Genomic DNA, 13,082 nt, shown 5'->3' on the forward strand with positions numbered 1-13,082 from the left:
GACGGGAGTGACCAAAAATGGACGCGTATATCGAAAAACTAAGAAAAAGGCTTAGAAAATCGTATGACACATTTGATGATGAAATTGCAGATCTGATTGAAGCATGCAAAAAGGACCTGGAACAGTCTGGAGTATATGGGGATCTTTCGGATCCCCTGTATTTTCAGGCGGTTGTCCTGTATGAGAAAGCATACTTCGGAGACAACGAAGACATGGAAAAAATAGAGAAAGCATACCAATCCTTAAAAACATCAATGGCATTATCGGGTGATTACAATGGACAGAAGCAGAGTACTGACACTAATAAAGCAGACATATAAAACCGATGAGATCGGGCAGCGGATCCCGGTAGAGGAAAAGAAGAATGTATTCTGCGGCGTAGCCAGCGTGTCGGGATCCGAATGGTTTGAAGCTGGAAGACAGGGAATCAAACCGGAAATAAAAGTAACTATGTTTTGTCACGAGTATCAGGGAGAGAAAATCGCAGAACTGGATGGAATCCGTTATTCGATTTACAGAACCTATCAGGCAAAACATGAAATCATAGAGCTCTACCTCGAAAAGAAAGCAGGTGTGTGATGGCAGGAAAGAAAGTATCGATTGATGGCATGGCTGATGCGATTATCCGAGAATTGCAGGAATACAGCCAAGATGTCACAGAAAAAATGAAAAAAGAAGTACAGGACGCAGGAACACTTTGCAAAAAAGAATTGAGAGTGAGCTCACCAAAGCTGACAAACAGCTATGCAAAAGGATGGAGAAAAAAGACGGCCTACGAAGACAGCAAAGAAATCCGGGTACAGGTCTATAATGCGACGGACTATCAGCTGACACACTTATTGGAGCATGGCCATGTCCTGGTATCTTACGGAAAAGTCCGTGGGACTGTTGGGGCAAAACCACATATCGGACCGGCAGAAGAAAAGGCAGAGAAGCAGTTGCTGAAACGGGTACAGATCATCGTGAAAGGATAACACCATGGAAGTATCAGAAGTATACGAACTGCTGAAACAGGCAGGACTTCCGGTGGCATACCAGATGTTTCCGGAAGACGATATCCCCGACCTCCCTATCCTGATTTACACGATGCCATATAGCCGGAATTTTAGCGCGGATGGCCGTGTATACAGAAAAGGGAGTCATGTGCAGATTGATCTGTACACGGGGAGAAAAGAACCTGAAACAGAACAAAAAGTAGAAGAAGCCATATCCGGTCACTACTGGGATAAGACGGAAGAATATCTGGAAGACGAACAGTGTTACCGGATCATGTACGAAATGGAGGTATAAGAATGGCGGACACAGGAAACAAAGTAAAATTTAATATCAAAAATGTACATTATGCAGTGATCGAGGAAGGCGGAACATTTGGAACACCGGTGGCAATGCCGGGAGCTGTCTCCCTGTCGCTGGAACAGCAGGGAGAAATCACACCATTTTACGCAGACGGAATTGTATTCTATCAGTCCGCGTCCAATGGTGGATACAGCGGAGATCTGGAAGTAGCACTGGTACCGGATTCTTTCCGGAAAGATGTGCTCCAGGAAGAAGAGGACACAAACAAAGTGCTTTTCGAAAATGCAAACAAAAACGGAAAATCCTTCGCACTGGGATTCCAGATCGATGGCGATAAGGAACCAACACTGTTTTGGTTTTTCAACTGCACGGCAACCCGCCCGAACGTGGAATCTGAAACAACAGAGGACACCAAAGAGCCGGGGACAGATACGCTTACCATCTCTTGCGCTCCGGATGCAAACGGAGATGTCAGAGCTAAGACGCAGAAAGGCGTGGAAGAGGGAATCCGGACGGCATGGTTCTCTGAAGTGTACGAAAAGAACAAAGAACAGGCGTAAGGAGAGGACAGCATGAAAAAGACGATCATCATTGACGGGAAAGAGTGTAAGTTTAAAAGCTCCGCAGCCATCCCGCGCATGTACCGGATGAAATTCGGGAGAGACATCTTTGTAGATATGAACAAGCTCAAGAGGCAGATGGATATCCAGGAGAAGATGAAAAAAGAGACGGAAGAAGAGTGCAAAAGGAAGGGGATCCCGTTCAATCCAGATGAGTTTGAGAGCGGGCTTCCGCTGGACTCTCTGGAAGTGTTCGAAAATATCTCTTATCTGTTCCACAAGCACGGTGATCCGTCTCAGCCGGATGACATCGAAGAGTGGCTGGAACAGTTCGAGACATTCGATATTTACGAGATTCTTCCGGAGACCTTAGATCTCTGGAACTTCGATAACAGGCAGACGTCCAAACCAAAAAAAGAAGCCGGGAAATAGACCGAGAAGTCAATACCGCCCTGTTCATGCTTCGGTGTGTGCAGTGCGGTATTTCTATTTCTGATCTGGAACTTCTCAGCATTGGAATGGTCAATGACATGTTCATCGAAATGAAAAATGATGAGTACAAGTACCCATTAATCGCGACACAGGAAGACATTGACAGACTGTAGGAGGTGAGAAAGTGTCAAACAGGGCGAAAGGCATTGTCGTTGAGATCGGCGGTGATGCGACCGGGCTTGAGAAAGCGCTGAAAGGTGTGGAAGGCGAGATCCGGGCGACAGAAAAAACGCTAAAAGACGTCAACAAACTGCTGAAACTGGATCCGAAAAACACGGAACTGCTGGCACAGAAACAGAAACTCTTACAGCAGGAAATCAGCCAGACAGAAGATAAGCTGAAAGCATTGAGAGATGCGGATAAGCAGGCCAAAGCACAATTAGAATCAGGAGATTTGGGGAAAGACCAGTACGATGCTCTCCAAAGGGAAATCATCGAAACTGAAAATAAACTGAAATCTCTGAAAAACACGACAGGAAGCGCAAGTTCCACCATGGCACAGGTATCCAAAGCTACCGGCGATTTTGGGAACAAGGCAAAAAGCCTTGGACAGTCCTTGCTTCCGGCCACGGCTGCCATCACAGGTGCGGGCGCAGCGTCCGTGAGCATGGCAAGTGATTTCGAGGACTCCATGTCACAGGCAGCAGGCGCGCTGAATAAGCCAATGTCAGAAATGGAAAACCTGCGCCAGCTGGCAATTCAGACCGGGCAAGATACTGTATTTTCTGCCACTGATGCCGGAAATGCAATTACAGAGCTTGCAAAAGGAGGATTGACCGAAGCAGATATTCAGGCCGGAGCACTGCAGGCAACAATGGATCTGGCTGCATCCTCCGGGATGGACCTGGGAAATGCGGCCAATGTAGTTGTGCAGGCGATGGGAGCCTTTAGATTATCGGCCAATGAATCGGCAGAGGCAGCGAACGCACTGGCCGGAGCGGCAGCAGCATCTTCTACGGATGTAGAGCCGCTGACACAGGGACTGGCGCAGTGTTCCGCACAGGCCAAAAATGCCGGATGGGATATTCAAGAGACTACGGCCGTTTTGGGACGATTCGCGGATGCCGGGATCGTCGGATCTGATGCCGGAACGTCTCTAAAAACAATGCTCCAAAGACTGGCCGCTCCGACAGACACGGCGGCGGCAGAGATCGAAAAACTGGGAATCCAGACAAGAGACTCTCAGGGGAATCTGTTGGGAGCATCGGAAATGGCGGAAGAATTGCAGAACAAGTTAGGCGGACTGTCTCCGGCGGCGAGGGATGCAGCTCTACAGACGATTTTCGGATCAGATGCAATGCGGGCGGCCACTGTCATGATGAATAGTGGCGAAGAGGGCATGAGAAAGTACATCGCGGCCACGAACGATCAGGAATCTGCACAGCGGCTGGCGAATGCTCAGATGGGCGATACCTCAAAAGCCATCGAAGAAATGAAAGGATCTCTGGAAACTGCGGCAATCACGATCGGAGAGAAGATCGCTCCGGTGATCCAGAAAGTCGCAGAATTTGTGACAGACCTGACAAATAAATTTTCCGGATTGCCGGACGGAGTGCAAACTGTAATATTGGCCATTGCCGCAATCGTTGCGGTGCTGGGACCATTATTGATTATTATCGGGCAAGTATCATTAGGGGTATCAGCGATAACAGGCGCATTTTCTGCACTATCAGTGCCGCTCCTACCATTGGCGGGAATTATTGCCGGAGTCGTAGCGGCGATTGCCGGAATCGTACTGGCAATTCAAAACTGGGGCGCTATTACAGAGTGGTTCGGGAATATGTGGCAGGCGGTCAAGGACAAGTGTTCCGAGATCTGGACAGCAATCTGCGAATTTTTTACCGTCACAATTCCGGCAGCTTGGGACAGCCTGGTAGCGAAATTTCAATCCATTCCGGAGTGGTGGTCCGGGATATGGTCGCAGGTACAGGCGTTTTTTGAAAATACTTGGAACAGTATTCTGCAGAACCCGACAATTCAATTAATCGTCACAACGATTCAAAATTTATTTCAAGGACTGGTCTCCACTCTGGAGGGGATCTGGTCGGGGCTGGTTTCGATTGCGAAAGGCGCCTGGGAGTTATTGAAAAATACGATTCTGGCTCCGGTGCTTTTGCTGATTGATTTGGTGACAGGTGACTTCGAGCACTTAGCTTCTGACGCAAAAAATATTTGGAACAACATGAAGCAGGCGGCATCACAGATCTGGTCCGGAATAAAGCAGGTAGTTTCAACTTTGGCAACGGGCCTTGCAAATGGAGCAAAAAATGCGTTTTCTGCTTTGAAAAATGCGGCATCGCAGATCTGGTCAGCAATAAAAAGTGCGGCTTCGTCAGCGTGGACCAATATTAAAAATTTTGTCGTACAAACCGCGCAAAATTTAAAAGAATCAGCGGTCAACGCTTTCCGGAATATGGTTTCTGGGATCGGAAATGCGTTGAGCGGAGTGTACTCAGCCGTTGTCAACGGGTTCCGATCAGCAATCTCTTATATCACTTCGCTGCCGGGGAAAGCGGTGCGCTGGGGGCGTGATTTTATCAATGGATTGAAATCTGGAATCATGTCAGGAGTGAGAGGAATTGTGAATGCAGTGAAAGGGATCGGTGACAAGATCAGATCATTCCTGCACTTTTCCAGACCAGATGAAGGCCCGTTACATGATTATGAAACATGGATGCCGGATTTTATGGAAGGGCTGGCAAAGGGGATCGAACAGAGTCGGGGACTTGTGCAGAGCGCAATCGAAAAGGTGAGCGGAGACCTGAAACTGAATATTAACCCGATGATGGAAGGAACAAGAAACACCGGATCCGGAACGACAGAAGTCAACTTTTACGGAAACTACAAATTTGAAAGCCAGAGCGATATTGACTACTTTATGAATCAGGCGGCATTAAGGGTGGCGAGAGCAAGATGAAAGTAAATGGGATTGACCTAAAAGAAAAATATGGATCCAAAATCCGGATCGGGCAGCAGACCATCCGGGAAAGAACCATCGTAAATTTTACAAACTGGATCGATGAATACGACAATCCAACACCAGGGCAGGAACCCAAGCATAAGTTTTTTGATGTGGAAGCGGAACTGATCGTGATCGGAACATCAAAAACAGATGCAGAGCTGACAGTCAGCAACATCATTGCTGATTGCAGATCCGGAGAAATCGAACTGGACAATGTGGATCTGATACTGACCGGAGAGCTGAAAGAGGCAGAGAAAGAATTTAAGAAACGGTGGGTGTACGCACTGTCTCTTAAATTCCAGGCATGGGACAAGATGGAAAGTGAAGTGACGGTCACAATAGATGATGCAAGCGGTAAAATGGTAGATGTGGCCGGGAACTTGGAAACGCCCTGCATCATCGAGCTGGTTCCGTCTGGAGCAATCACAAAGTATACCATCAAAGGTGCCGCCAGGGATCCGGTTACCGGTGAGGCGGAGGACATTGTGATCAAAAACCTGTCTGCCGGGAAAAAAGTGATCATCGATGGGGAAGCCTGCACGGTCACGGAGGATGGAGCGAATAAGTATGAAGATACGGAGATGTGGGAGTTCCCGACTTTATTGCCGGGAGAGAACGCTCTCACGTTTACGAGCAGCAGTGTGCCGTGCGATGTAACTATTAAATATAAACCAAGATACATATAAGGAGGATGCATTATGGCATTAAAAGGGACAAAAAACATTGCATTGAGTTATCAGTCCATGATCGGAGATCAGGTGGCAGTCTATATGTCCGCTCAGATTCCGGAATCCGGGCGGAGCAACAGTAGCAAGACCATTCAGGATCTGGATCTGTACGAGGCAAATAAAGCGGAGTGCAGAGAGGACATGGCGGCGTTTGACGAAATGCTGTTTGAACTGGAAGACCAGCAGACAGCCATTGAAGAAACACCGGAAGAATCTGAGGAAAATCAGGAGGAAATGAACTAATGAAAATGAAAAATAAACAGATCTTGGCAATCTACAACAACATTCGGCCTATCAAGCAGAAACAGCTTCCGGTAAAGATCGGGTTTGCAATTAATAAAAATCTGGCCGCAATGGATGACGCGGCAAAGGCATATGAAGAGGAAAGGATGAAGATCCTGAATCGCTACGGCGAGAAAGATGAGAACGGCCTGAAGGAATCGGAAGACGGAAAAGAGTACCTACTGAAAGATAAGAAAGCGTATAAGGAAGCTATGGATGAACTGTGGGAAATCGAAACAGACATCCAGATCAACACCGTCACGATGAATGACGTAGAAAAATGCGACTCCGAAAAGTTTGACGCACTGACGCCGTTTGAATTGGAAATTTTAGATTTTATGATCGAAGAATAGCCGAAAGGAGGGGACGGCATTGCTGAAAATATTGGATAAGAATAAAGTCCCCTTGAAAGGACTGCGGGTATATCAGGACTACTGTATCGAGAGCGTGCTTGATCTGGATGACAAGACGCTCTCTTTTTCTGCTCCGCTCCGCAACGTGCGGGGAGTCCTGACACTGGAAGGATATATCGAGACCAAAGATGACCGGTATGTAGTTAAGGAGATCACGAAGAGCACGGACGGAACGGCCAAGGTCACAGCAAAGCTGGACATGGAGGCACTGGAAGGAAAAGCCTTCCGGAGTTTTAAGACCACGGAGCAGACCATCGAGGCGGCTCTTCGGCTTGCTTTTTCGGGGACCGGCTGGACGGTGGCAGAATCGACCATCACAAAAAAGCGGACGATCTCCATGACCAATGTGTCAGCGCTGGAGATCCTGAAGCAGGCGCTGAAGACCTACAGGGCAGAAATCAAGGTAGACTCCAAAAATCAGCAGATCTATATCTATGATTCCATTGGTAGTGACAAGGGAGTCTATTTTACCAGCCAGTTGAATCTGAAAAAGCTGGAAGTCCAGTCCACAAGCTACGATTTTTACACGGAGTTAGAGCCGTATGGAAAAGATGGACTAACCATCGAAAGTGTGAATAATGGCAAGACCTATGTGGAAAACCACCAGTACAGTGACAAGGTAAAGAGGATAATCTGGAAAGACGAGCGGTACACGCTGCCGGAATCCCTGAAAGAGGATGCAGAAGCGAAACTGGCCGACATGAGCAAGCCGTACAGCTCCTACAGTGCGGACATCATCGACCTGTCCAGAGCATCTGCCGGAACGTACAGTATCCTTGCTTATGAGATCGGAGACACCGTGACTCTGATGGACGGCATCACCGGAACGAAAGAAAAACAGCGGATTGTCGGAATCAAGCGCTATCCGGAAGAACCGAGCAAAGACACCTGCACACTGGCCAATAAGGTGCTGACGTTTGATGAGCTGGCGCAGAAGTATGAGGATACCTCCGAGACGGTCGAAAATATCACCAATGATAATGGACAGGTGGACGGGGACACCATTGACGGGATCTATAGCAGCCAGATCTACGATCTTGAGAATGCCATCGTACAGAGTGCTACCATCGTAGACCTGACTACACAGTACCTTCAGGTGACCGGGAAACTGACAGCGGTGGAGGCCGACATCGGGACGTTAAACGCAAATGTGGCAAACATCGACCAGGCAGTGATCGGGAAACTGGATGCGGATGAAGCAGATATCCGCTATGCAAAGATCACAGATCTGGAAGCGGCGAACGCAGTGATTAATGTGCTGGAGGCGGAAAGCGCGAATATCAAATCCCTGTTGGCAGGAAATGCCGGAGTAGGAGACCTGCAGAACATCCATCTGACATCCGCAAATGCAGTGATTGACAGCGCCCTGATCCGGAATGCAGTCATGCAGAGTGTCACGATCAATGATCTTCTGGCCGGTACGATCAGCACAAATAAATTCAAAATCATGTCGGATGATGGAGCAGTTCAGATTTCCGGCGCCACGCAGCAATGGAAAGACAAGAGCGGAACGGTCCGGATGCAGGCCGGACTGGACGCAAAAGGGAATTTTACCTTTTCGCTGTTCGATACGACCGGGAAAGGAATCCTGATTGACAGCACCGGGGTCAAGCCCGGAGCTATAGCAGACGGTTTGATCGTCAACGACATGGTAGCTGATGACGCCGCAATCTCCGGAAGCAAGTTGGACATCGAAAGCCTTTTTGAAGAAATGAACGGGAGCACTTCGGTTTTGAAGAGCAGCCGGATCTGGTTTGATGAAAAGAACCAGAATCTGAGTCAGGTTTACTCTCAAATGTCCAGTGAGATCACAATGGCGGGATCCGCCGCAGATGCAGCACAGGATGCAGCACAGAAAGCCCTGGAAGCGGTCAATGGAATTGACACACTGGATGCGATCAGTGCGGTTTTGAGTAATGATGCGCATGTGGTCCATACAAACACAGACGGATCAGGCGGCGACTATTCCGACTGCTCTACTAAGATGACCGTGTATTCTGGCGATGTGGATGTATCTGGACAGGCAACCTTTGAGGTCACAAAATCAGCCGGAGTTACCGGTACCTGGAATGCACAGACCAGAACCTATCAGGTAACAGGCATGACTACAGACGATGGATGGGTGGATATTGATGCGCTATACGGTACCGGAGACATGTACCTGGCCGACCGAAAGGGCAACAAGCTGACCACACGGGATGGCAAGTATCTGGTAGTACGGACGGGCGGAGCACACATCAAAAAGCGGTTCTCCATCAGCAAAGCTCCGGATGGTAAGATCGGAGTGTCCTACAGCCTGCGCTGCAGTACACTTGTGATCCGGAAACAGCAGGATGGAACTTTGCAACCGAAGCAGGTGACGTTTTATGCACAGTACAATGACGGTACCTTATTAAGTGATTACTCCGGACGATACAAGATTGAGGAAAGTACGGACGGAACGAGCTACGCGCAGAAATATATGTCAGCGTCCGATGAGCTCCGGAAGAATTATACGCCGTCCAGCGGAAATGTGAAGACGATCCGGTGTACCCTGTACTCTTCCGGAGGACTGAACGAGCTGGACAGCCAGAGTGTGATTGTCCTGACGGATGCGGATGGCCTGGCGGAAGATATAGACGACATCCGGGAAGGAATGCAGACGATCCGGACGGACGTCACCAATATTGAGACCGGCATGGATGGCATCCGGGCGAACATTTCCAGCATGCAGACGGACATCAGCGGGGTAACGGACGGAAACTTGCTCTTTAACGTCCAGTATAACGACAATGGCAATAATACAGTGACGCTGACAGCCAAGGTATATAAGGCAGGAAAAGATGTCACAAGCACATTTAACAGCCGATGGTTTACCTGGTGGGCAAAGTCGGAAACAGGCGAAAAATATATTGGTTATGGATATGGAATCACGGTAAACAAAAATGGCGTTGGTTTTGGATCGACTTATATCGGCAGATTTGTTACATACGAGACACGATACTTGACAACCAGGTCGGGAGCATATCTGACAACCAGAGCCGGGAACCGGCTGACCACTTGGGTGGAAAACTGAAAGGAGAGATAAACATGGCGGATCAAAAAATTAATGCGTTGCCTACCAAGACGGCACCGATAACAGGAGATAAGTGTTTGATGTCTGGGGCAGCGGAGGAATACCTGATTGATTACGACAAACTTGCAACAGCAATTTTAAATAAACTGACATCAAAAACATTCACATTAGATCAGGGGACAAAGACTTTAATCGCTGCGGTTAATGAACTAAATAGTAAGAGCTTCTCGGTGTCGAATATTGCGACAGATGTGTCGCAACTTGACGATATAGAAGAAACGACTGTTTCCTATGTAAGCGGGGCCTTAATAGAAGAAAAATCCGTTTATGGCTTCGCAATTACTATCGCTTATGGATCAGTAGTATCACAGATCGTATTCGGAAGTTTTTCTGGATCATCCAGCATTGCAGTTAGAGGCAAATCGGGGTCTCCTATATCATGGAAATCATGGAAAATTTTATGATACTTTTTCTCCTTTAGTGATATATAATGCAGGATCCTGATCTGAATAAAATCTTCCGGTTAAGATAGCGTCTCCTGATCCGAGCATCAACATAACGTCAGGACTTGCTCCGGCAAAGAAGATTCCTTTTCCAGTAACATTGTATTTTTTGTTAGTAAGTTCTGATATAGCAGTATTATTCAAATATATTGGGTAACATATTCCTTGCTTTAATTTACTGTTTAAATCCCAAAATCCTTGCTTTGACGTTGCGAATACATTTGTCTTACTATTTAGTTCACTACTTGCATACCTTCTGCTCTACAATAAAAGTAGGAGGTGAACACTATGGTAGAAAAGGTGATCAACGGAATTGTGGCGGCAATGCAGGACGATCTGACGGACAAGCAGCTCCAGAAATTGGAAAATGTTTTGGTGGTGCAGCTCCACGGTTTGAAGATCGAGGAAGAATGCACAGAACTCGTAGTCAGTGAGAGACACTGGGAGAAGATCCTGAGACTGTACATAGCAAGCAAAAGACTGGAAAACTGTGCGGAAAGCACGTTGCAGAACTATGGGCGGTGCATACGGATGCTGATGCAGGCACTCAATAAAAAACTGCCAGATATTACCACAAACGATTTGCGGTTTTATTTGGCGGTTTACCAGGAGCGGCGGAAGATCTCCATGTCTTATATGGAGACTTTGAGACATTACATATCCAGCTTTTTCAGCTGGGCAGCGGATGAAGGGTACATTATACGGAATCCGGCCCGGAGGTTAAAGCGGGTAAAGGTTCCGCAGAAAATCAAAAAGCCATATACGGCAGAAGAGCGGGAACACTTAAAGGATATTGCGAAGACACAGAGAGATCTGGCCATTATGGAGCTGTTGTATTCCACGGCGGGCCGCATCGGAGAAGTAGTGGCGATCAATAGGGAGGATGTGGATTTTTACAACAAAGAGATTGTGCTCTGGGGAGAGAAAGGAAAGCAGGAGCGGACAGTATACCTGACGGATGGGTGCATCTATCACCTGAAAAAGTATCTGGACAGCCGGAAAGATAACAATCCGGCACTGTTTGTGTCGCTGAGGAAACCGTATCGCCGGATCGGGAAAAAAGGGATTGAAGCGATGCTTCGGAAACTGGGGCTTTCAGCGGGGATCCATGCGCATCCGCACAAGTTCCGGCGGACCATGCTGACGGATGGCGGTGCGCGGGGAATACCTTTGCAGGAACTCCAAAAGTATGCTGGACATAAAAAAGCAGATACAACGATGCTGTACATTACGGTAAAACAGGATGCAGTAAAGGCGTCATTTATGAGATGCATAGCATAAGGTAAGCATAAAAAAAGAGGAGGTTTCAAGCCGGCCGGAAGGGTGGCTTATTTGTTGCGCCGGCGCAAATGTGAAGAGTCGTAGAGCAGGTACTTAACAAAATAGTAAGACGCTCGGATGCGAAAGTATAGGCGAAATAAAACAAGGCGATTCCGAGTACAATTCTTCAGCTGTGAATAAAGCTTTGCAGGATGCGTATGCCGCAATAGTCAGAACATCATACTTTAATGGGTTGCTCTATGCACGTAGAGAAGACTCAATCAATCCTACTTATTGGAGGATTGAAGGGCTGAAATCTAGTAATAATTATGGATATATCAAAATAACAAGCTATTCCAATAATATGGAAGAGCATAAATATGTTGTGATTGAAGGTATTTGGTCTTGGATATCTTAGTTCATATTAATCGAAGGCATATATTGATCCTTCATAAGATTTCCAAATACCACCAGTATTTATATTGTTGGCATTAACCTGCCCTATATACAAATCCCGATTTGCAGTGCAATATATAACCATCATAACACTTTCGCCTCTGACGCATAAAGCTGTGCCTCCAGCTCCTCCCGGAATATATTTACTTAGCATATTTTCCGTAGACGTAGATACATAGAATGTCTTTGCATTTGTTGTTCCGACATGTTCATAACAATATTTCGGGAAATTAGATTCAGTTGTTGGGAAGTACTCAAATGACATCCCAAGGATCTTACTATTTAGTTAAATAAGAATCTATCCTAAAGGGCATCCATCCGGGTGCCTTTTAATATGGATTTTTTAAAGGAGGAAGGCGGTGTGCGATTTGAAAGAGAGATAAATATATACGGCGATGAAGCGGTACTGAAACGATTTCAGGCGGCGGAGACAAGTATCTCTGTTGTGCAGGGAAAAATATCAGCTTTAATAAGCGAGTCAGAACTGATTGAGTTGGAAAACAGTAATGCCACCATGTACAGTAAACTGGCATCCGCAGTTTTAGATATTGATTCGCTTAATGTAAATTTTTCTGAACTGAATACAAAGTATAACACGGTATCCGGTCAGTATACTGCTTTAGATAGCAAAGTTGCAGAGTACAAAGCAGGTGTGGACGGTTTATCTGCAAATATATCTCAAATCAGTACTAACCTCAGTAAAAATTATAGTACAACAACGCAAATGAATGCAGCGATAAAGGCGAGTGTGGATGGTTTGTCAAGTACTGTTTCAAAGACATACGCCACAACAACACAGCTCAATACCGCCAAGAGCGATGCGATATCCAGTGCCAAGAGTTATACAGATTCCGCAAAATCATCCGCGCTTACCACAGCAAAAGGATACGCAGATGATGCAGAGGCGGCAGCGAATGCAAATACTGCAAATCGGCTGAAAAGTTACTCAACAACCGCACAAATGAACAGCGCCATTAAGCAAAAAGCTGATGAGATATCCACTTCCGTATCAGCTACCTACGCCACCAAAACATCTGTTACAACGGCGCAAAATAACGCAGTTAGTACTGCAAAA

The 13,082-nt window shown here is 46.9% G+C and carries 15 protein-coding genes; all 15 read left to right on the forward strand.

The window, feature by feature from the left end:
• The first annotated feature begins 17 nt into the window (after positions 1–17).
• Positions 18–320, forward strand: coding sequence for a hypothetical protein (locus tag B5G11_RS12555; protein ID WP_087254262.1), 303 nt, complete (start codon positions 18–20; stop codon positions 318–320).
• Positions 277–579, forward strand: a complete 303-nt coding sequence (locus B5G11_RS12560; RefSeq protein WP_087254266.1) for a phage head closure protein — start codon at positions 277–279, stop codon at positions 577–579. The genes B5G11_RS12555 and B5G11_RS12560 overlap by 44 nt, the downstream gene beginning before the upstream one ends.
• Positions 579–974, forward strand: coding sequence for an HK97 gp10 family phage protein (locus tag B5G11_RS12565; RefSeq protein WP_242959057.1), 396 nt, complete (start codon positions 579–581; stop codon positions 972–974). The genes B5G11_RS12560 and B5G11_RS12565 overlap by 1 nt, the downstream gene beginning before the upstream one ends.
• A gap of 4 nt (positions 975–978) precedes the next feature.
• Positions 979–1,290: a hypothetical protein gene (locus B5G11_RS12570; RefSeq protein ID WP_087254269.1), complete on the forward strand. Its 312-nt coding sequence runs from the start codon at positions 979–981 to the stop codon at positions 1,288–1,290.
• 2 nt (positions 1,291–1,292) lie between these two features.
• Positions 1,293–1,856: a major tail protein gene (locus tag B5G11_RS12575; RefSeq protein WP_087254272.1), complete on the forward strand. Its 564-nt coding sequence runs from the start codon at positions 1,293–1,295 to the stop codon at positions 1,854–1,856.
• Between the two features lie 12 nt (positions 1,857–1,868).
• The gene (locus tag B5G11_RS12580; protein WP_087254275.1) at positions 1,869–2,288 is read left to right on the forward strand and encodes a hypothetical protein; all 420 of its coding nucleotides are present in this window, start codon (positions 1,869–1,871) and stop codon (positions 2,286–2,288) included.
• Positions 2,289–2,314: 26 nt separating this feature from the next.
• A complete protein-coding gene (locus tag B5G11_RS16545; RefSeq protein ID WP_204229612.1) occupies positions 2,315–2,461 on the forward strand; it encodes a hypothetical protein in 147 nt (48 codons plus the stop codon).
• An 11-nt stretch (positions 2,462–2,472) separates the two neighbouring features.
• Entirely contained in the window at positions 2,473–5,265 is a 2,793-nt protein-coding gene (locus tag B5G11_RS12585; protein ID WP_087254278.1) for a phage tail tape measure protein, read from the forward strand.
• Complete coding sequence (locus tag B5G11_RS12590) at positions 5,262–5,996, forward strand: phage tail domain-containing protein (RefSeq protein WP_087254284.1); 735 nt, start codon at positions 5,262–5,264, stop codon at positions 5,994–5,996. Before B5G11_RS12585 ends, B5G11_RS12590 begins: the two co-directional genes overlap by 4 nt.
• A gap of 12 nt (positions 5,997–6,008) precedes the next feature.
• On the forward strand, positions 6,009–6,281 hold the full coding sequence (locus B5G11_RS12595; RefSeq protein ID WP_087254288.1) for a hypothetical protein: 273 nt from the start codon (positions 6,009–6,011) through the stop codon (positions 6,279–6,281).
• Complete coding sequence (locus B5G11_RS12600; protein ID WP_087254293.1) at positions 6,281–6,673, forward strand: hypothetical protein; 393 nt, start codon at positions 6,281–6,283, stop codon at positions 6,671–6,673. Before B5G11_RS12595 ends, B5G11_RS12600 begins: the two co-directional genes overlap by 1 nt.
• Positions 6,674–6,692: 19 nt before the next feature.
• Positions 6,693–9,788 (forward strand): phage tail spike protein, encoded by a 3,096-nt coding sequence (locus B5G11_RS12605; protein ID WP_087254296.1) that lies wholly within the window; start codon positions 6,693–6,695, stop codon positions 9,786–9,788.
• Between the two features lie 14 nt (positions 9,789–9,802).
• Entirely contained in the window at positions 9,803–10,252 is a 450-nt protein-coding gene (locus B5G11_RS12610; RefSeq protein ID WP_087254299.1) for a hypothetical protein, read from the forward strand.
• Between the two features lie 327 nt (positions 10,253–10,579).
• Positions 10,580–11,572 carry a tyrosine-type recombinase/integrase gene (locus tag B5G11_RS12615; protein ID WP_087254302.1) on the forward strand — a complete coding sequence of 331 codons (993 nt, stop codon included), beginning with the start codon at positions 10,580–10,582 and terminating at the stop codon, positions 11,570–11,572.
• A gap of 769 nt (positions 11,573–12,341) precedes the next feature.
• Positions 12,342–13,082: hypothetical protein (locus B5G11_RS12620; RefSeq protein ID WP_204229614.1), on the forward strand; the 741-nt coding region annotated here is incomplete at its 3' end.

Origin of the sequence: Drancourtella sp. An57, assembly GCF_002161525.1 — a bacterium.
GTDB classification, from domain to species: Bacteria; Bacillota; Clostridia; order Lachnospirales; family Lachnospiraceae; genus Sellimonas; species Sellimonas catena.

Bases quoted from the DNA above. Each gene is read 5' to 3' on its own strand.
- B5G11_RS12555 (WP_087254262.1), top strand. From the start codon at position 18: ATGGACGCGTATATCGAAAAACTAAGAAAAAGGCTTAGAAAATCGTAT.
- B5G11_RS12560 (WP_087254266.1), top strand. From the start codon at position 277: ATGGACAGAAGCAGAGTACTGACACTAATAAAGCAGACATATAAAACC.
- B5G11_RS12565 (WP_242959057.1), top strand. From the start codon at position 579: ATGGCAGGAAAGAAAGTATCGATTGATGGCATGGCTGATGCGATTATC.
- B5G11_RS12570 (WP_087254269.1), top strand. From the start codon at position 979: ATGGAAGTATCAGAAGTATACGAACTGCTGAAACAGGCAGGACTTCCG.
- B5G11_RS12575 (WP_087254272.1), top strand. From the start codon at position 1,293: ATGGCGGACACAGGAAACAAAGTAAAATTTAATATCAAAAATGTACAT.
- B5G11_RS12580 (WP_087254275.1), top strand. From the start codon at position 1,869: ATGAAAAAGACGATCATCATTGACGGGAAAGAGTGTAAGTTTAAAAGC.
- B5G11_RS16545 (WP_204229612.1), top strand. From the start codon at position 2,315: ATGCTTCGGTGTGTGCAGTGCGGTATTTCTATTTCTGATCTGGAACTT.
- B5G11_RS12590 (WP_087254284.1), top strand. From the start codon at position 5,262: ATGAAAGTAAATGGGATTGACCTAAAAGAAAAATATGGATCCAAAATC.
- B5G11_RS12595 (WP_087254288.1), top strand. From the start codon at position 6,009: ATGGCATTAAAAGGGACAAAAAACATTGCATTGAGTTATCAGTCCATG.
- B5G11_RS12600 (WP_087254293.1), top strand. From the start codon at position 6,281: ATGAAAATGAAAAATAAACAGATCTTGGCAATCTACAACAACATTCGG.
- B5G11_RS12610 (WP_087254299.1), top strand. From the start codon at position 9,803: ATGGCGGATCAAAAAATTAATGCGTTGCCTACCAAGACGGCACCGATA.
- B5G11_RS12615 (WP_087254302.1), top strand. From the start codon at position 10,580: ATGGTAGAAAAGGTGATCAACGGAATTGTGGCGGCAATGCAGGACGAT.